13 protein-coding genes and 2 tRNA genes are annotated in these 17,756 nt (G+C 72.5%); 6 read left to right on the top strand and 9 right to left on the bottom strand.

What is annotated here, in order from left to right; translation table 11 throughout:
• Positions 1-168: 168 nt before the first annotated feature.
• Positions 169-1,005: a hypothetical protein gene (locus ACGFRG_RS08875; RefSeq protein ID WP_361431479.1), complete on the top strand. Its 837-nt coding sequence runs from the start codon at positions 169-171 to the stop codon at positions 1,003-1,005.
• A gap of 9 nt (positions 1,006-1,014) precedes the next feature.
• On the opposite strand, the gene ACGFRG_RS08870 is transcribed toward ACGFRG_RS08875, so the two are convergent.
• Positions 1,015-1,224, bottom strand: a complete 210-nt coding sequence (locus tag ACGFRG_RS08870) for a hypothetical protein (RefSeq protein WP_188274995.1) — start codon at positions 1,222-1,224, stop codon at positions 1,015-1,017.
• Positions 1,225-1,524: 300 nt separating this feature from the next.
• Here ACGFRG_RS08870 and ACGFRG_RS08865 point away from each other — a divergent pair, with 300 nt between their 5' ends.
• Both ACGFRG_RS08865 and ACGFRG_RS08860 read left to right on the top strand, forming a co-directional pair.
• A complete protein-coding gene (locus ACGFRG_RS08865; RefSeq protein WP_393262634.1) occupies positions 1,525-2,004 on the top strand; it encodes a MarR family winged helix-turn-helix transcriptional regulator in 480 nt (159 codons plus the stop codon).
• Positions 2,005-2,019: 15 nt separating this feature from the next.
• Positions 2,020-3,669 carry an MDR family MFS transporter gene (locus tag ACGFRG_RS08860; RefSeq protein WP_393262631.1) on the top strand — a complete coding sequence of 550 codons (1,650 nt, stop codon included), beginning with the start codon at positions 2,020-2,022 and terminating at the stop codon, positions 3,667-3,669.
• Between the two features lie 139 nt (positions 3,670-3,808).
• On the opposite strand, the gene ACGFRG_RS08855 is transcribed toward ACGFRG_RS08860, so the two are convergent.
• The 5 genes from ACGFRG_RS08855 to ACGFRG_RS08835 all read right to left on the bottom strand — a co-directional run bounded on the left by ACGFRG_RS08855 (position 3,809) and on the right by ACGFRG_RS08835 (position 9,457).
• On the bottom strand, positions 3,809-4,582 hold the full coding sequence (locus tag ACGFRG_RS08855; RefSeq protein WP_361431471.1) for a TetR/AcrR family transcriptional regulator: 774 nt from the start codon (positions 4,580-4,582) through the stop codon (positions 3,809-3,811).
• A 209-nt stretch (positions 4,583-4,791) separates the two neighbouring features.
• The gene (locus tag ACGFRG_RS08850; RefSeq protein ID WP_361431469.1) at positions 4,792-6,324 is read right to left on the bottom strand and encodes an MFS transporter; all 1,533 of its coding nucleotides are present in this window, start codon (positions 6,322-6,324) and stop codon (positions 4,792-4,794) included.
• A gap of 791 nt (positions 6,325-7,115) precedes the next feature.
• On the bottom strand, positions 7,116-7,853 hold the full coding sequence (locus ACGFRG_RS08845) for a response regulator transcription factor (protein ID WP_361434089.1): 738 nt from the start codon (positions 7,851-7,853) through the stop codon (positions 7,116-7,118).
• Between the two features lie 95 nt (positions 7,854-7,948).
• On the bottom strand, positions 7,949-8,320 hold the full coding sequence (locus tag ACGFRG_RS08840) for an antibiotic biosynthesis monooxygenase (protein WP_361434087.1): 372 nt from the start codon (positions 8,318-8,320) through the stop codon (positions 7,949-7,951).
• 132 nt (positions 8,321-8,452) lie between these two features.
• Entirely contained in the window at positions 8,453-9,457 is a 1,005-nt protein-coding gene (locus tag ACGFRG_RS08835; RefSeq protein ID WP_393262626.1) for a DUF2797 domain-containing protein, read from the bottom strand.
• Positions 9,458-9,608: 151 nt separating this feature from the next.
• Here ACGFRG_RS08835 and ACGFRG_RS08830 point away from each other — a divergent pair, with 151 nt between their 5' ends.
• Positions 9,609-10,820: a right-handed parallel beta-helix repeat-containing protein gene (locus ACGFRG_RS08830; protein ID WP_393262623.1), complete on the top strand. Its 1,212-nt coding sequence runs from the start codon at positions 9,609-9,611 to the stop codon at positions 10,818-10,820.
• Between the two features lie 25 nt (positions 10,821-10,845).
• Here the strand turns inward: ACGFRG_RS08830 and ACGFRG_RS08825 are convergent, their stop codons facing one another.
• The 3 genes from ACGFRG_RS08825 to ACGFRG_RS08815 all read right to left on the bottom strand — a co-directional run bounded on the left by ACGFRG_RS08825 (position 10,846) and on the right by ACGFRG_RS08815 (position 12,727).
• On the bottom strand, positions 10,846-11,571 hold the full coding sequence (locus ACGFRG_RS08825) for a DUF6082 family protein (protein WP_361434083.1): 726 nt from the start codon (positions 11,569-11,571) through the stop codon (positions 10,846-10,848).
• A gap of 566 nt (positions 11,572-12,137) precedes the next feature.
• Positions 12,138-12,210 (bottom strand) — tRNA-Arg (locus ACGFRG_RS08820).
• 423 nt (positions 12,211-12,633) lie between these two features.
• Positions 12,634-12,727, bottom strand: a tRNA-Ser gene (locus ACGFRG_RS08815).
• A gap of 217 nt (positions 12,728-12,944) precedes the next feature.
• On the opposite strand from ACGFRG_RS08815, the gene ACGFRG_RS08810 reads away from it, so the two are divergent.
• Positions 12,945-13,400 (top strand): SSI family serine proteinase inhibitor, encoded by a 456-nt coding sequence (locus ACGFRG_RS08810; RefSeq protein WP_393262621.1) that lies wholly within the window; start codon positions 12,945-12,947, stop codon positions 13,398-13,400.
• A gap of 397 nt (positions 13,401-13,797) precedes the next feature.
• Entirely contained in the window at positions 13,798-17,646 is a 3,849-nt protein-coding gene (locus tag ACGFRG_RS08805) for a PAS domain-containing protein (RefSeq protein ID WP_393262618.1), read from the top strand.
• Positions 17,647-17,756 lie beyond the last annotated feature (110 nt).

The raw sequence follows: 17,756 nt of genomic DNA, 5'->3' as shown, positions 1-17,756 counted from the left end.
GCTCCGCGGGGGTGCGGTTTTCGCCTGCGGACCGTGCTGGGTTGCTCGCTCCCCCAAGTTCTCGACTCCGCTCGAACAGGGGGGACCCACACCGGGCCGCAGACTGACTCCGCACCATTACCCCGTTCCCGGGTTCCCATTTGACGGTACGTCAGTAACACTGCCCGCATGCGACGTGCTGCGTTGATCGGCATTGCGGCGGTGGCCACGTTCGGGCTGGGCGGTGCGGTGGCCGCCTGCGGCGGGGAGGGTGGCAAGCCGTACGTCGCGCTGGGCGCGGCCGGGCCCACGCCGACGGTTACGGGTGCGGTGCCGCCCAGCGGCAAGGTGGAGCTGGTTCCGCTGGACGGGAGCGCGGGCACGGCATCAGCGGGTAATACGCCCCTCCCCGGGACGTCCGAACCGGCTCCGGCAATAGGCGCAGCCCGGCGGGACGGGGGTGCCCGCGCGCCCACCCTCCCCCAAGCTCTTGAGGAGCAGGGGGGACCCCCAGCCCCTGGCGGCACACATGCCCGCAGCGGCGGGGGAAGCAGCAACAGCGGGGACGGGGGCGCCGGTCGGAGTGGCGGAGGCACCGGTGGCGGTCGGGCAACCGGCGGCAGCACCGGGGACGGCGGCGCCGGTCGGAGTGGCGGAGGCGGCACCGGCGGCTCCGGCCGAAGCGGCGGCAGCAGTGGCGCGCCCTCCGGGACGCCCGCGCCCGCCGCCCTGGGCGTCGGCGCCATCACCCGCGCCCCCGCCGACACCCGCTGGTGCGACCGCGTGACCGTGGCGCTGAGGAACACCGGCGGCACACCCGTCCGCTCGGGCACGCTCACGTTCGCGACGCATGTCATCGGGCTGCTCGGGGTCGACTGGGCGACCCTCACGTCCACCCGGCCGCTGCCGGGGCCGATCGGCGCCGGGGCGGCGGTGTCGCCCACGTACACCGTGTGCGTGGACGCATGGCGGGTCCCCATCGGCATGCATGTGGAGACCCGCGAGGTCACCGCCGACTGGCGGTGACCGGGGGCGTCAGCCGAGCGCCAGCCAGGCGACGCCCGCGAGGACGGCCAAGACGATGATGACGCCCGCGATCAGGCCGACGCGCGGACCGGCCGGCGCCGCCGCCGGGGTCGCCGCCTGACGGCCCTGCGGCGCGCCCTCGTCGACGAAGGCGCGGAACATCTGGGTGCTGCCCGCGGGGTCGTAGTTGCCCTCGGGGCCCGGGGTGTTGTGTGCCATGGACGGGACCCTAGCGAAGTCCGGGGTTCCGCCCAACCCCCGCCCCCACGCGCCCGCGCACCCACACTCCCCGTACACACCCCTCGTACACGGCGCCCGCACGCCGAGAGCGAGCACCCGTCCGAGCGCGGACCAACCGCCCGCACCCGCCCCCACCTGCGGGTTGACTTTCCGCATGCAAAGCCTTTGCGTGCACTTTACCCACCCCTTCCCCCATTCGCTTGCCTTCAGCAACCAACCACCTCTATGGTTGCCCTAAGCAACAAGATCATGGCCGCTCACCTGGACCGGAGGAGCCCGATGGCCGCGCAGAGCCACTACGAGGAACTGGCCCGGCAGCTCAGTGCCATCGGGGCCGTGAAGCGCGGGCTCGGGCGGATCCTGCCCGCCGAGTGCCCGGCCGGGTCCGCCGCCGTGCTCACCCTGCTCGGGCGGCACGGCGAGATGCGGATCAGCCGGCTCGCCGAGCTGCTCGACGTCGACATGTCGGTGACCAGCCGCCATGTCGCGCACGTCGCCGCGCGCGGCTGGATCGAGCGGGACCCCGACCCCCTGGACAAGCGCTCCCGCATCCTGCGGCTGACCCCCGCCGGCACGGCCATGCTCGACGAACTCGGGCGGCGCACCGCCGACATGTTCGCCCACACCCTGCGGGACTGGACCGACGACGAGGTCGGGCAGCTCAACACCATGCTCGCCCGGCTCCGCGAGAGCTTCGACTGCCGCACGACGGTGCCGGCAGCGCCCATCGCCCGTACACCCGCCGCACAACTCACGTAACAGACAAGGAAGTTCATGGCCACCACCACACCGGCCGGTGTGCGGGACGGCAGCGCCGCGCACGGGGGGCACCCCTCCGATGGCGGCGCGCCGATGACTCACCGGCAGATCATGGAGGCGCTCTCCGGGCTGCTGCTCGGCATGTTCGTCGCCATCCTGTCCTCGACGATCGTCTCCAACGCCCTGCCCCACATCATCGGCGACCTCGGCGGCGGCCAGTCCGCGTACACCTGGGTCGTCACGGCCTCGCTGCTCGCGATGACCGCGACCACGCCGCTGTGGGGCAAGCTCTCCGACCTCTTCAGCAAGAAGCTGCTGGTCCAGATAGCCCTGATCATCTACGTGAGCGGTTCGATCGTCGCGGGGCTCTCGGTGAACGCGGGCATGCTGATCGCCTGCCGCGTGGTGCAGGGCGTCGGCGTCGGCGGTCTGTCCGCGCTGGCCCAGATCATCATGGCCGCCATGATCGCGCCGCGTGAGCGGGGCCGGTACAGCGGTTACCTGGGTGCCACGTTCGCGGTCGCGACCGTCGGCGGCCCGCTGCTCGGCGGCGTCATCACCGACACCGACTGGCTCGGCTGGCGCTGGTGCTTCTACGTCGGCGTGCCGTTCGCGGTCATCGCCCTGATCGTGCTCCAGAAGACCCTGAAGCTCCCGGTGGTCAAGCGCGAGGTGAAGGTCGACTGGGCGGGCGCGTTCTTCATCAGCGCGGCGGTCTCGCTGCTGCTGGTGTGGGTCACCTTCGCGGGCGACAAGTACGACTGGCTGTCCTGGCAGACGGCCGCGATGGTCGGCGGCTCGGTGCTGCTCGGCGCGGTCTTCGTGTACGTGGAGTCGAAGGCGGCCGAACCGATCATCCCGCTGCGGCTGTTCCGCAACCGCACGATCACGCTGGCTTCGCTCGCGTCGCTCTTCGTGGGCGTGGCGATGTTCTCCGGCACGGTGTTCTTCAGCCAGTACTTCCAGCTGGCGCGCGGCGAGTCCCCGACCATGTCGGGCGTCCTCACCATCCCGATGATCGGCGGTCTGTTCATCTCCTCGACCGTCTCCGGCCAGGTCATCACCAAGACCGGCCGCTGGAAGGCGTGGCTGGTCAGCGGTGGCGCGTTCGTCACGGCGGGCCTCGCGCTGCTCGGCACCATGCGGTACGACACCGCGTACTGGCAGCTCGCCATCTACATGGCGCTGATGGGCCTCGGCATCGGCATGATGATGCAGAACCTGGTGCTCTGCACGCAGAACCAGGTCTCCCCGGCCGACCTCGGCTCGGCGTCGTCCGTGGTGACCTTCTTCCGGTCGCTCGGCGGTGCGGTGGGCGTGTCCGCGCTCGGCGCGGTCATGGCCAACCGGGTCACCCACTACGTCAAGGACGGGCTCACCGAGCTCGGCCCCAAGGCCGCCGGAATGGCCCAGGGCGGCGGCGGTGGCGGCATCCCCGACCTGAACAAGCTGCCCGCGCCGCTGCGGACGGTCATGGAGAGCGCGTACGGACACGGCGTCGCGGACGTCTTCATGTACGCCGCCCCGTGCACGCTGATCGCCTTCTTCGTGACGATGTTCATCAAGGAGGTCGCGCTCAAGTCCCGCGCGGCAGCCCCGGCGGCGCCCGCGGAGACCGCGGAGACCGCGGAGGTCGCGGCGGAGCAGAAGGCCTCGGCCTCGTAAAAAGCTCGGGTGTCCCGAGCGGAGGCACCCGATACGGGGGCGGCGGGCAGGGGACGGCCCTGCCGCCCCACTCCCCCTCGAAGGGGTCCACGCGCACCGCCCGTGGGCCCCTTCGTGCTGCCCCGTGTTCTGGCCAGTGCTACCGCTCCCGCTTCGCCTCGATGCCCGCGATCACCAGGTCGAGCGCGAAGACGAAGTCCCGTTCGCGCATCTCGGCCACGGTGTCGCCGCCGCGCGCCTCCATGAGCTCCTCCGCGATCGCGAACTGCTCATGGATCTCGGGGCGTTCGCGTACGGTGCCCATCGCCTGGGCGAAGTACTCGTCCTCGGTGACCCCGGCCTCCGCGCACCGCGCGACGAACTGCCCCTCGATCGTGCCGAATCCGTACACGAACTGGAACACCGCCGAAAGGCCGCCGGTCACCCCGTGCGCCGGAAGGCCGCTGCGGGCCATGACGGTCTGGGCGGCGACCGAGAAGGCCATGAAGTTGGGGCCGATGTTGAGATACCGGCCCATCAGCGGGGACACCCACGGGTGGCGGACCAGCATCGACCGGTAGCCGACGGCGAGCGCGCGGATCTGGTCGCGCCAGTCGGCGTCCTCGTCCGCCACGTCCGGCACCGACACCTCGGCGGCGACCGCGTCCAGGGCGAGTTCGAGCAGGTCGTCCTTGGTGTCCACGTACCAGTACAGGGACATCGCGGTGACCCCGAGCTCGCCCGCGAGGCGGCGCATGGAGAACTTCGTCGCGCCCTCGGCGTCGAGGAGCCGTACGGACTCCGCGATGATCCGGTCCCGGTCGAGAGCGGCCGCGGGCTGCCCGGACCGCTTGGCCCGGCCCGCCGCCCTACCGGCCTCCAGCCACACGCTGGTACGCATCGGATGCTTCGCGCGGTCGGCTGCCGACACCATGGCGTGCCCTCCTGGTGGGTCGTCGTCGGACTGATGCGTCGGACCGGTCTTCGATCCGGCCGTCGGACTGTTGTACGTACGACTGTCGTACGCCGTTCGTGCGGCAGTCGGCCACCGGGCCGTGCCGGCCGACGGCGCGTGGTCAGCGGCGCGGCGGTCAGCGGAAGACTGCACTCCGCTGACCGCCGCTCCGATGCTATCCATGCCGCCTATGCCGTGGGCGCGGCCTGCGGCGCCGGGGCCTGCGCCCCGTCGCCGCCGACGCGCTCGGCCCGGGCGAGCAGCGCCGCCGCGAGCAGACCGCCCGCGAGGACCGCCACCGCGCCGACCAGCTGGCTGGTCTGCAGGCCGTCGGCGAACGCGTCGGCGATCCGGGCGCGTTCGCCGTCGCTGCCCGCCGCGGCGAGCGCGGCCGGCAGGGATGCGGCGCCCACCACGGACGGGATCAGCGCCGCGAAGCGGGAGTTGAGGACCGCGCCGAGCACCGCGACACCCAGGCCGTTGCCGAACTCCGCGAGCGTGCCGTTGACGCCCGCGCCGACGCCCGCCTTCTCCGGCGGGATCGCGCTCATCAGGGTGTTGGCCATGGCGGGCATGGCGATCGCGATGCCCGAGCCCATCACGACCAGGCCGAGCAGCATCCCGGCGTAGTGGTCACGGCCGAGCAGCGCTATGGCCGCGAGGCCGAGGGCGTTGGCCGACATGCCGACCGCGATGGTCCTGGGCGTGCCGAGCCTGGGCAGAATCCGCGCGCCGACACCGGCCATGTTCAGCGCGACCACGGCGAGCGCCAGCGGCGCGGTGCGCAGACCGGCCTCCAGCGGGCTGTAGCCGAGGACGAACTGGAGGTGCTGGGTGAGCAGGAAGAGCGAGCCGCCCATGCCGAAGGCGACCAGGATCGAGCCCGCGACCGCGCCGGTGAACTTCTGGTTGCGGAAGAAGTGCATGTCCAGCATCGGGTACGGGATGGACAGCTCCCAGCGGGCGAAGGCCGCCAGCGCGACCAGGCCGACCGCCGCCGAGACGAGGACGTGCGCCGACGTCCAGCCGTGGCCGGGGCCGGAGATGATCGCGTAGACGACGCCGCCCATGCCGATGGTGGAGAGCACCGCGCCGAGCAGGTCGGGCCGGTCGCCCTGCGGGTTCTTCGACTCCGGGACCATGACGAGCACGGCCACCAGGCCGATGGCCGCGACCGGGATGTTGACCAGGAAGATCGCGCCCCACCAGAAGTGGTCGAGCATGACCCCGCCGATCAGCGGTCCGGCGGCGAAGCCGAGCGAGTTGACGGTGGCCCACAGGCCGATCGCCTTGACCCGCTCCTCGTTGTCGAAGATCTGCACGACGACGGCGAGGGTGGTGGTCATGAGCAGCGCGCCGCCGACGCCCATTCCGGCCCGGGCGGCGATCAACTGCCCGGCGTTCTGCGAGAGTCCGGCCGCGAGCGACCCGATCCCGAACAGCGCGAGCCCGGCGGCCAGCATCTTCTTGCGCCCGTACCGGTCGGAGGCGCTTCCGGCGGTGAGCAGGAGCCCCGACTGGACGAGCGAGTACGCGTTGATCATCCACTGGATGTCGGCGGTGGACGCGCCCACGGAGGTGGTGAGGGAGGGGATCGCGACGTTCAGGACGGTGTTGTCCAGCAGCACGGTGAGCTGGGCGAGGCAGATGACCCCCAGAATCAGCCAGCGCTGCGGGTGCCGCGAGGGGGTGCCGAGGGTCTCGGCGGCCGTGGCGGTCATGCGGGCCTCCTGATGGAGTTGTACAGCGTATGGGGACGTGCCGTACACCGTAAGGGAGATCCTTGTACGGTGTAAAGCGATTTCGTCGCGACGCTGGCAACTGGAGGGGGCCCGGGGCGGGTTCGACCCGGTACGGGCGCGGCGCGTTCGGCCGTGGGGGGCGCGTGGTTCGTCTGCGGACCGTGGCGGGCTGCTCGCGCAGTTCCCCGCGCCCCCAATAGGTGCAGCCACAGAGCGGGATGCAGGGCGTGCGGCAGTTCGGCTGCGGACCGTGGGGGCTGGTCGCGCAGTTCCCCGCGCCCTCGATGGGCCCTGCGGGCCCTTCCAGAACTGGGCCCGCAGGGCCCTCTGAGGGGCGCGGGGAACTGCGCGAGCAACCACGCACGGTCCGCAGCCGAACGTCCGCAAAAGCGGGGTGCAGGGGGCGCAGCCCCCGCTCGGGGCCGCCGGGGGCCGCTCCTCTTCCACCTCAGCCCCCAGCGGGGTCCGGGGCCGCAGCCCAGATGCGGGGTGCGGGGGCCGCAGGCCCCGCCCGGGGGCCCGGGGGGCGTAGCCCAGATGCGGGGTGCGGGGGCCGCAGGCCCCGCCCGGGGGCCCGGGGGCGCAGCCCAGATGCGGGGTGCAGGGGCCGCAGGCCCCGCCCGGGGGCCCGGGGGCGTCGCCCCCGGGAAACCTTCCCCTCCCCCCTCAACCCCCACCCACCCCCGGAGGGTTTAGGTGGAGGGGCGGGGTGGGGCTATCGCTCCCGGGTACGCGGCGTCCACCGCCGACGCGGCCGCCCGGGCACCGGTTCACTCACCGGGCTTGATCAGATACCCCGCCCCGCGCCGGGTGTGGATCATCGGCGAACGCCCCGCGTCGATCTTCCGCCGCAGATACGAGATGTACAGCTCCACGACGTTGGCCTGGCCGCCGAAGTCGTACGACCAGACCCGGTCGAGGATCTGCGCCTTGCTCAGCACCCGGCGCGGGTTGCGCATCAGGAACCGCAGCAGCTCGAACTCGGTGGCGGTGAGATGGATGTTGACCCCGCCCCGGGTCACGTCGTGGCTGTCCTCGTCGAGCGTGAGGTCCCCCACGACCAGCAGCGACTCGCTCCGTACGGCCGCCGCGCCGGACCGCCGGATCAGCCCGCGCAGCCGGGCCACGACCTCTTCGAGCGAGAACGGCTTGGTGACGTAGTCGTCGCCCCCGGCCGTGAGCCCCGCGATCCTGTCCTCGACCGCGTCCTTCGCGGTGAGGAACAGCACGGGCACGTCCGGGAGTTCGCGCCGCAGCTGCCCGAGGACGGCCAGACCGTCCATGTCGGGCAGCATGATGTCGAGGATGACGACGTCGGGCCGGAAGTCCCGGGCGGCCCGCACCGCACCGGCCCCGTCCCCGGCGCTGCGCACCTGCCATCCTTCGTAGCGCAGCGCCATCGACAGCAGCTCGCTGAGCGCCGCCTCGTCGTCCACGACGAGCACCCGGACGGCGGTACCGTCCGCCCTCAGCAATTCGGTACGCCCCTGGGGGGAGATGGTGGTCATGCCCCCACCCTGTGAGCACCCCGTGAGAACACCCTTGGGCGTTTCTGTGAATTACCTGAGAAGTTGCGCGCCGCCCTCTAAGCGGCGTCCGCTCCCTAAGCGGCGTCGCCGCCGCCATCACCCTCCCGTACGAAGTGGTAGGCCCGCTCGACCTTGGCGACATGGAGGCTGTAGCTCTCGTACCACTCGGCCCGCCCGCGCTTCTGCGCGCTCTGGTGCTCCAGGCGCGAGCGCCACGCGGCGATGGCGTCCTCGTCGCGGAAGTACCCGACGGTGATGCCGAGCCCGCCCGGCGTACGCGCGGACTCGTATCCGAGGTACCCGGGTATCTCCTCCACCAGCTCCTTCATGAGTGCGGCGGTCTCGCCGTATCCCCGGTCCCCTTCCGTGCGCAGGGAGGTGAAGACGACGGCGTAGTAAGGCGGTTCGATACCGGCGACAAGGCCGGCCACAAGGTGATCGCTCATGCGGCAACCTTCAGCTGTCAGTGGTCAACGTGTCCATACCCCTTACCGGAAGGGATCCAAAGGGGATCCAAGTCTTGACCGAAGGGGGACGGGAGGGTGCCCGGCCTGCGGCCCCGCCTCTTGGCGAGCGGTTCAGAAGAGCTGGTCCTGCGGGTCGACCCGCCGCCCCCGAAGCGCCCGCACGGGCACGGTCAGCCCACCGGTGCCGTGCGAGCCGTCAGCGCCGGGCGAACCACCGGCCCCGGGCGAACCGCCGACGCCGGACGAACCACCCGCACCGGAACCGGCACCGGCACCGGCCACCCCTCCCGACCCGGCCGCGGCCGCGGCCGCCCCCACCAGCCCCCACCCGCTCATGAGCCGCGTGTCCAGGACGACCACGCGCCCGTCCCCCGTCCCGAGGTGCAGATCGGGACCGGCGGCGGCGAGGACGCGCCCGGCGACGACCCCGTCGGGCACCAGCTCCGCGACGACCCCGTCGGCGGGCCGGAGCCCGGCCAGCCCGAACACCACCGCGTGGTCGACGACATCGCAGCCCAGCGCCTCCAGCGACTCCGGCCACCCGGAAAGCGCGACGGCCCGCGCGTGCAGCCCCGCCACCTCACCGGCCCGCTCACCCGGTCCGGGCAGAGCGGCCCGTATCGCCCGCTTCTGCTCGTACGAGATCCGGTCCGGCACCCCCAACGCGGCCCGCAGCAGCTCCTCGCAGCGCCGCGCGGCCATCAGCGGCCCGCGCCCGAGCCACGAGAAGGCCACGGCGCCCTGCTCCCGCAGCCGGGCACCCCCGCGCTCCTCGGCGGTGATCCCGACCTTGACGAGCCCGGGCCCGAACCAGGCCAGATAGACCCGGTAGACCCGGGGATCGTCGGGCACCCCGTCGGCGGCGACGGAATGCACCCGGTCGAGCCGCCCGCACTCCGCACACCGGGCCTGCCCACTGCCCCGCGCCACAAGCACGCGCCCCGGACACGCGTTCCCCCGCGCCCCCACACACGTACGCTCCCCCACCACCCGAAAGCCGATCTCACCCCCGTACGCGATAGCACTGATCCGCCGCTCCCCACCGGCCCGCTCCCACACGAGCCCCGGCCCGTCCTCCCCCCAGCGAACTCCACCACTGCGCCACACCCCAGCCATGTCTTCGACGGTAGCGGGGACCACTGACAACGGCGCTCCGGAGATCTCGAACGCGTCGCTACAGCCCCTTTTAATCCCATATGGATACATTCACAAAGTCCACCGGCGTTACGGGATGAGCCGGGTTGAGCTGGGATGAGAGGGGAGCGCCATGAAGGGCGCTTGGAGGAGCACCGCACGGCCGAGGGGCGGACACCGTCGGCGCCGCAGCGTGCTCGCCTGCCTGTCCGTCCTGGTGGCACTGGGCGCCATGGTGGGCATCGCGCCCGCCGCCCGCGCGGCCGCGACGCTCGTCGTGCCGCGCGACTACCCGACGATCCAGGCCGCGGTGAACGCGGCCGCTTCGGGCGACACCGTGGTGGTCCGCGGCGGCACCTATACGGAACAGGTAGTGGTCAGCGGCAAGAACCTACGCCTCAGGGGCGTCGACGAGGACTCGGTGATCATCAAGTCACCGACGGCGCTGACCCCGTACGCCGTGAACGCGCACAACAACCAGCCGGTGACGTCCATCGTCCGGATCGCGCACGGTGCCCGCGTCAGGATGTCCGGGTTCACGGTGACCGGGCCGGTCCCGTGCGGCCCGCTGGTCAGCGGCGTAGTCGCGCTACAGGCGGCAACCCTCGATCTCACCGACTCGCGCATCACCGACATGCGACCCGCCCCGTCCTGCCCGGCCGATCAGGCCGACGGCCGGGGCGTGGCCTTCGGGCTGCCGCCGTTCATCAGGGCGGACGGCGTGGCCGGCAGCACGGCCTTCGGAAGCGTCTCCGACGTCAGGGTCGTCCGCTACCAGAGCGACGGCATCAACGTGAACGGCCCGCCGAGCCCGCCCCAGGGCAAGCCGACCCGGGTGACCGTGACGGACAACGTCGTGGTCGGCGGCACACAGATCCCGGGCCAGCAGTTCGGCGTCTCCGTCGGCAGCGCGGTGGCGACGGTGACGGACAACACGATCTCCCGTTCCGTGTGCACGATCCCGGGATGCGGCCCCGACCCGATCAACGACATCCAGTCCGGCGGCATCCTGGCCGCCTTCACCCCGCCGGGCAGCACGTTCTCCGGCAACCACGTGTCGCACACCGACATCGGCATCTACCAGTTCGCCGGCCCGAACTGCTGCCGCGTCACCCGCAATGAACTGCGGAACAACCGGTTCTTCGGCATCGTCATCCAGGACGGCGACGGCCTCGCCGGCCACAACGAGATCACCGGCGGCCGAGTCGGAATCGGCGTCGTAGCGGACGCGGTCGACACGAAGGCCATCCTGCGCGACAACCGCATCACCAGGACAACCATGGCCCCCGTCCGCGAACTCCAATGCTGCGGCTTCAAGGCGACGGCCGTGGTGGAACGCGACTAGCCGATGCGCCCCGTAGTCCTGTTCATCATCCGGGCTCCGGGGCGAAATACGCGGAGGCGGCTATCGCCGGTCCCGCGGCCACGGCGTTCTTGTACGCCTCGTCCATCAGGTCGACAAAGCGAATCTGCCGCACCTCCCCCGACGCCTCCGCGAACTCGCGCCAGCCGACGGCACGGTCGATCCAGTGATCTCGCGCTCGCTCACCCCGGAAGTGCAACTCAAGCTGAACGCGGGCCGCGTCGTCGTTCATCCGCTTGAGCAGGTAGTCGGAGTAGAACTGCGTAACGATCAGGTGCGTGAAGTGCAGTTGCCTCGCCAGCGCCAGGGGGAGCGGGCTCTGTGGCGGATGCCAGCAGGCGAGGAGCTCAGGATCGTTGATCGACATGACCACCAGCTCGCGGTGCGCGGCCCGCCGCTCTTCCTCGTTGGATATGTTGGTCTGGTGGGCTTGATAGGCGAGGGATATCGCCACCCCGATCAGCGCCGCGCCCGAGAAGATCACGGAGAGAAATCCGTAGGCCTGCCCGACGTTGCTGAGCGACTGCCAGTCCTCTCCGAGAAACGACAGCCCCTTGAGGATTACGGGCGTCAGCGCGATGGCGCCGATCGTGGCGACAGTGACGCCCCATGGGAAGTGCTTGTGTCGCCAGAATTTCACGTTCAGCCCCGTTCGTCCGCTCTGCCGGAATCCGCCGCGAAGCCGCTCTTCCATGGCCCGCTTGAGGTGGATGATCCCAGCTCCGCGCAGCACAACACGAGCATTCACCGGCACCGGTGACGCCAACTGCCCCTTCCGAAGCCCTGGTTCCAGCCCGCGCCCGCCAGGCCTGCCGTCAACCACCCACCTGACGGCCCGGCTCCGGTTCCCTGCCATCTGCATCGGGGAGCTCGGCTCCAGCCCGCCAGCGCATCGGGGAGCTCGGCTCCAGGGCCTGTCCGGTGGATCCGGCCCTAGCCCGCCAGACGGTTGCGGGGCCCCTCGGGACCTGGATAGTCAGGGTCGTCCTCACCCCTGGGCAACGGGCGATGCCCCTCGGACCAGTCATTGGTCCACCCACAGACACCACACGCGTACCGGCCGTCGAGCCCCGCCACGCGGGTACCGCACTTCCGACAGTCCGCTTCCGTGATCTCCGGGGTGAACACGGGCTCGGGGTCGGGTAGCGGTTCGAGTTCCGGCGGCCATTGCCCCATGCCCCGGAGCGTACCCGCCAGGCAGCGGGCCGTCCCGCGCCCCGGAAGTCCGCCTGCCCGGCCACCGCCGCCCCCGGAAACGCCAGAGGCCCCGGACTTTCGTCCGGGGCCTCTGGCCTGCTGTGCACTCGGCAGGATTCGAACCTGCAACCTTCTGATCCGTAGTCAGATGCTCTATCCGTTAAGCTACGAGTGCTTGTTGCGTTTGCTTCCCGGTTTTTTTCTTCCCGGTCGGCGTTGCGGGAACAACATTACATGAACCGCGCCGTGACGCGAAATCCATTCCCCACACCCCATCTGACCTGCGAAAACGCCTCTGAGTGAGCCAGGGCCGGGAGAGTGCGCGCCGGGCGGGGATGTGCCCGTAACGGGGGAAATGTGACCGGGGTCACCGATCCAGGAGCCGTGTGCGGGCGTGACCGGCCTCGTCGGGGGCAGGCGTACCCCCTTCGGCGCCCCAGCGGCGGGCGGACTCGGTCCGCACCCGGAGCCTCAGCGAACCCGATCCGCGCCCGGAGCCCGCGCCCGCAGCCCCAGGCGGTGCCCCGGCCGACCCACTCGGAGCACACCCGGAAACGGCCGAAGCCCCGGCCGTGAGGGCCGGGGCTTCGGGTCTTGCTGGCGGAGGCGGAGGGATTTGAACCCTCGATGGGCTTTAAGACCCAAACCGCATTAGCAGTGCGGCGCCATAGACCGGACTAGGCGACGCCTCCAGCACACCGTCTCGCGTGCGCGAAGTGGTGCGTGCAGATGATGACACAGCCTTGCTCCGTGTCACCAATCGCACCCCACGGTACTAGGCATGCGGCCGCCAGGGCAAAGCGTTACGCGGGCGCGAAACGCGAGGGCTCGTGGCGCGTTAGTCAGGACGGAAACCAAGACCTCCCGGCCCCCTGCCGAGACCTCCCGGCCCCTTGGAGTCACGAGCCCATGTTGCGCCGCATCGTCCTCACCGCCCTCACCACCGCGTCCCTCACCGCCGCCCTGTCCGCGCCCGGCTCCGCCGTCGCTTTAGCCGCCGCGCCGCTCCCGCTGCCCACTCTCCCCCTCCTCGACGGCGGCGGCCCCGACCACCTCACGCTCACCGTCACGCACAACGGGGAGACCGACGGGACGTACGAGCTGACCTGTCACCCGGCGGGCGGGAACCATCCGCAGATCAATCAGGCGTGCGACCGGCTCGACCACATCACCACCTGGGGCCGGGACCCGTTCACGCCCGTCGCCCCGAGGGCGGAGTGCACGATGATCTACGGCGGGCGCGCCACCGCCCACATCACCGGCAGCTGGGCCGGACGGCCCGTGGACGCCACGTACCGCAGGACCGACGGATGCGAGATCGCGCGATGGGACGCGCTCGTGCCGGTGCTGCCCGGCGCCCGGTGAGCGCGGGGACCCCGACGCGTACACCGACACGTAGACCCGTGTGTAGCGAAGCGCGTACACCGGCACGTACACGGATGTGTACGGAAACGCGGACACCGACACGGACACCCGCGCGAGCGACGCGCACGGTGAACCGGACGCCGATGTGTGCCCCGACGCGTGCGGCGAACCGGTGAGCACGCCCGCGCGGTACCCGAGACACGCCGCCCCCGCCGGGGCGGCGGGCGGGCAGGTGGGGGCGGTCCGAGCCGTCGGTCCGATCTCCCGGCATACGCCATGGTCACAGAACCTTGGTGAGAGCTCCCCCGCATCCGCCGTCGCGCGGACATCCCCTGCCTTTAGACTCCCTCCCAGTGACAGGCCGCAAGGTGCAGTGGTTCAGGGAGGAAGCGTCGTCGTGAGCAGCAGGCCATCCCGAGGCGCTGCTCGCCTCGCAGCCATACTTGACGCCCTTCCGGACGGGCTCGTGCTCGTCAACTGCAACGGCACGGTCGTCAACGCCAACACCATCGCCCTGGAGATGTTCGAGTCCCCGGGCACGGGGCTGGTGGGGCGGGGCGTGCTCGACCTGCTGCCCTCCTTCGACTCCAAGCTCATCCCCGGATCGATGCGCCGCCCCGACTCCGAGGACGAGCAGGGACGCACCAAGCCCACCCGGATGGTGGCCCGGCGCACCGACGGCAGCGAGTTCCCCGTCGAGGTGACCAGCGCCAACCTGGAGGACGGGCGCGACGCGTACGCCTCGCCGGCCTCCTCGTACGCCGGCCCGAGCGGGCACTTCTCCGGCGACGAGCTCCTGATGATCGTCGTACGCGACCTCTCCGGCACCGTCGACACCGAGGCCGAACTGGCCCGTTCGCAGCGGCAGACCGAGATGATCCTGCGCGCGGCGGCGGAGGGTGTGGTCGGCACCGACACCGAGGGCCGGGTCGTTCTCGTCAACCCCGCCGCCGCCCAGATCCTCGGCTACCGCGCCAGCGACCTCGGCGGCCAGGAGCTGCACCCGCTGGTGCTGCACTCGCGCGCCGACGGCGAGCCCTTCCCGTACGAGGAGAGCCCGCTCGCCGACACGCTGAAGTCCGGCCGCAAGCACCGCGTACGCGGTCAGGTGCTGTGGGCGAAGAGCGGCGCGAGCGTGCCGGTCGACCTGACGACCGCGCCGGTACGGGACGGGGACCTGCTGGTCGGCGCGGTGATGACGTTCACCGACCGCCGTCCGTACGAGGACCAGGCCGCCAAGCACGCGGAGGTCCTGGAGCGCGAGACGGCGCGGTACGACGCGCTCTCCGCCCGGCATCAGCAGCTGCTCTCCGTGCTCGGCGGTTCGCTGCGCGGGCCGCTGGACGAGCTGCGGCGCGAACTGTCCACGCTGGCGGCCGACGACGCGGGCCAGCTGTGGCCCGAGGCCAACCAGGTCCTGCACCATCTGGCCGCCGGATACGCCCGGATGACCACGCTCGTCGACAACGTCCTGGCCTACCAGCGGCTCGACTCCGGCACGGAGCGGCTGAAGAAGGTGAAGGTGCTGGTCGGGACGGTCGTGACGGCGGGCGTCGAGGGCGCGATCGAGCTGATCGGCCCCGGGCGCGCCCAGTTCGCCGTCCACGCGCCGCCGATCGAGGCCGAGATCGACCCGGCGCGCCTCGCGACCGCGCTGGCGCACTTGGTGGCGGACGTCGCGGGCGTCGACGCCACGGGCAACGCCCCGGTCGCCGCGGGCGGCTACATGGACTCGACGGTCGTGGTCGCGGCGGCGGTACGCGGCGAGGTCGTACGGATCGAGGTGCGCGGGCCGTACGCCGGGGGCGACCCGGTGCACGAGCCCATCGTCCGGGGCATCGTGGCCGCGCACGACGGCGTGCTCCAGACGGTCGAGGTGCCGGGCATGAGCGGCAGCGCATACGTGCTCGAAGTACCGCTGGGGGAGGGCGCCGGGTCGGTGCCGGAGTCCTCGATCGGGACCGAGATCGCGCTGGTCGGCGCCCCGGAGGGCGTCCAGCCGAGCCCTCAACTCGCTGCCCCACTCCCCGCCCAACTTCCGGCTCAGCAGGGCGCCCCGGCGGGCAGCGGCCGTCGGCGCGCGCGGCGGGCCTCCACGGACGCGTTCCTGGAGAGCCCCGTCGAGGAGGAGAAGACCCCGACGGGCCGACGGCGGGCCCGCGCCCAGGCCGAGGCACAGGGCGAGGGGGAGCAGGGTGGGGGCGGCCCCGTGGCGCCTGCCGCCGGCTCCGCCCCTGCCTCCGCCGCTGAGCACATCCCCTCGCAGCAGGCGGGCGGCGGCCCGGTACCCGCCGAGGACGCCTCCGGTCCCGGCCTGCCCTCGGACGGCGGCTCCTCCGGTACCGGGCGGCGGCGCGGGCGGCCCAGCCCCGCCGAGGGCGCCTCCACGCCCGCCGAGGGCTCGGTCGTCACCGCCGCCGAGAGCGAGCGCCGACACGGCGCCGGGCGCCCGGCCGCGCTGAGCGAGACCGTTCCGCCACAGGGCATGGCGGCGGACCCGGACAACACCCCCTCCGGCCGCCGCGCCCGACGCGTCCTGCCCGCCGGACCCGGCACGGGCTCCGGACCCGGCACGGGCTCCGGCACGGGCACGAGCCACGGCTCCGGGGACCAGGAACCGGGCAGCCGCCGGGCCCGACGCGCCCTCTCCGCCGCCCCCGCCCAGCCCGAGAACGAGGGCGCGGTACGTACGGCGTTCGCCCTGCCCCCCGCCGAGGCCGACCGCACGCCCCAGCCGACGGCCCCGCTCCCGGCCGCCCCCATCGCCCCCGACGGCCGCGTCCCGGCGACCGCGCCCGCTCCTTCGGAAGCCCACCGCCCCCTGGGCACCGGCCCCGTCCCGGCCACCGGCGTCCCCGCCAGCGCCCCGGCCCACCGCCCCCTGGCGAACGGCCCCGCCGCACCCGTGACCCCTGACGCCGAGCACGCCCCGGGCGGACAGCCGCTCCCCGCGGCGGCCGCTCCCGGACGCCACGACTCCGTACGCCCCGAGCCCGACGAGCACACCCCGCCGCAGCCGCACCCCGTCGAGCAGCAGCCCATGTGGGCCGTGGGCGGCGCGGTTCCGGCCAGCGGTCCGGCGGCGCCGGGCAGCACCGGCGCCGTGACGCCGCAGCCCGCGCCCGTACGCCGTCCGCTGCCCGCCGAGGCGGCGCCCACGCCCGCCCCCGCGCCCGACGACTCGCAGGGCCGCTCCATCAGCGTGCGCACGCTCGGCCAGGGCGTGCCGTTCGCCCAGCAGGGCACCGGCTCCGGCACCAGCACCGGCTCCGGGCGGCGCCGCAAGCTCGGCACGCCCCCCGAGGGCGAGCGTGCGGCGCAGCCCGCCGACGGCGCCGAGCGCCCGCAGGCCACCGCCACGCCCCCGGCGTCGCTTCTCTCGCCCCCGTCCGAGGGCCAGGGACGCGCGTACGCCATAGGGGCGCCCGACGAGGGCGCCGAGGGGCCGGAGCCGCTGGACGGGCCCGGTGGCGCCGTCGAGGTCGCCAACCGGCCGCATCCGCAGCCCGTGGACGACGAGTTGCCGCCCGAGCCGCTCGACAACCCGCGTCGGCTGCTCGTCTGGCCCGCGCCCGACGTCTCCACCCAGCAGGCGCTCAGCGACCGCGGCTACCGGCCCGTGGTCGTGCACTCCCGCGAGGAGGTCGACGCCCAGATCGCGGCGTTCCCCGCCGCGCTCTTCGTCGACCCGCTGACCGGGCCGATCACCCGCACCGCGCTCCAGTCACTGCGCCAGGCGGCCGTCGCGGCCGAGGTGCCCGTGCTGGTGACGGCCGGGCTCGGCCAGGCGACGCGTGAGGCGGCGTACGGCGCCGACCCCGCCGTACTGCTCAAGGCCCTCGCCCCCCGCGACAGCGAACAGCACCCGCCGCGCGTGCTGTTGATCGAGGAGCACGAGGAGATCGCGGTCGCTCTGACGGCGACCCTGGAGCGGCGCGGCATGCAGGTCGCGCGCGCCGCCACCGACAGCGAGGCGGTCACGCTCGCGGGCCAGATGCGGCCGAACCTCGTCGTCATGGACCTGATGCAGGTACGCCGCCGCCGTGCCGGAATCGTCGACTGGCTGCGCGCGAACGGGCAGTTGAACCACACCCCGCTCGTCGTCTACACCTCGGCCGGCCTGCACCAGCCGGAACTCCCGAAGCTGTCGGCGGGCGAGACGGTCCTGTTCCTGGCCGAGCGCTCCACCAGCGCCGAAGTCCAGGGCCGGATCGTGGATCTGCTGGCGAAGATCGGCACCAACTAGCGGCGGGCGGTGGGTGTTTCACGTGAAACGGCGGATGTTTCACGTGAAACACCCACCGCCCGCGCTCAGTTACGCCGTGGAACGGTCACCCTGTCACTGCGGTCACCTCG

This window comes from Streptomyces sp. NPDC048696 (assembly GCF_043198895.1).
In the GTDB taxonomy this organism is placed as follows: domain Bacteria; phylum Actinomycetota; class Actinomycetes; order Streptomycetales; family Streptomycetaceae; genus Streptomyces.
Note: the sequence above shows the minus strand (reverse complement) of the source record. Positions and strands in the feature narration are given on the sequence as shown.

What these genes read in the sequence shown, in the direction of transcription:
- ACGFRG_RS08875 (WP_361431479.1), top strand. Translation starts at nt 169, where the DNA reads ATGCGACGTGCTGCGTTGATCGGCATTGCGGCGGTGGCCACGTTCGGG.
- ACGFRG_RS08850 (WP_361431469.1), bottom strand. Translation starts at nt 6,324, where the DNA reads ATGACCGCCACGGCCGCCGAGACCCTCGGCACCCCCTCGCGGCACCCG.
- ACGFRG_RS08840 (WP_361434087.1), bottom strand. Translation starts at nt 8,320, where the DNA reads ATGAGCGATCACCTTGTGGCCGGCCTTGTCGCCGGTATCGAACCGCCT.
- ACGFRG_RS08835 (WP_393262626.1), bottom strand. Translation starts at nt 9,457, where the DNA reads ATGGCTGGGGTGTGGCGCAGTGGTGGAGTTCGCTGGGGGGAGGACGGG.
- ACGFRG_RS08845 (WP_361434089.1), bottom strand. Translation starts at nt 7,853, where the DNA reads ATGACCACCATCTCCCCCCAGGGGCGTACCGAATTGCTGAGGGCGGAC.
- ACGFRG_RS08860 (WP_393262631.1), top strand. Translation starts at nt 2,020, where the DNA reads ATGGCCACCACCACACCGGCCGGTGTGCGGGACGGCAGCGCCGCGCAC.
- ACGFRG_RS08870 (WP_188274995.1), bottom strand. Translation starts at nt 1,224, where the DNA reads ATGGCACACAACACCCCGGGCCCCGAGGGCAACTACGACCCCGCGGGC.
- ACGFRG_RS08855 (WP_361431471.1), bottom strand. Translation starts at nt 4,582, where the DNA reads ATGGTGTCGGCAGCCGACCGCGCGAAGCATCCGATGCGTACCAGCGTG.
- ACGFRG_RS08830 (WP_393262623.1), top strand. Translation starts at nt 9,609, where the DNA reads ATGAAGGGCGCTTGGAGGAGCACCGCACGGCCGAGGGGCGGACACCGT.
- ACGFRG_RS08865 (WP_393262634.1), top strand. Translation starts at nt 1,525, where the DNA reads ATGGCCGCGCAGAGCCACTACGAGGAACTGGCCCGGCAGCTCAGTGCC.
- ACGFRG_RS08810 (WP_393262621.1), top strand. Translation starts at nt 12,945, where the DNA reads ATGTTGCGCCGCATCGTCCTCACCGCCCTCACCACCGCGTCCCTCACC.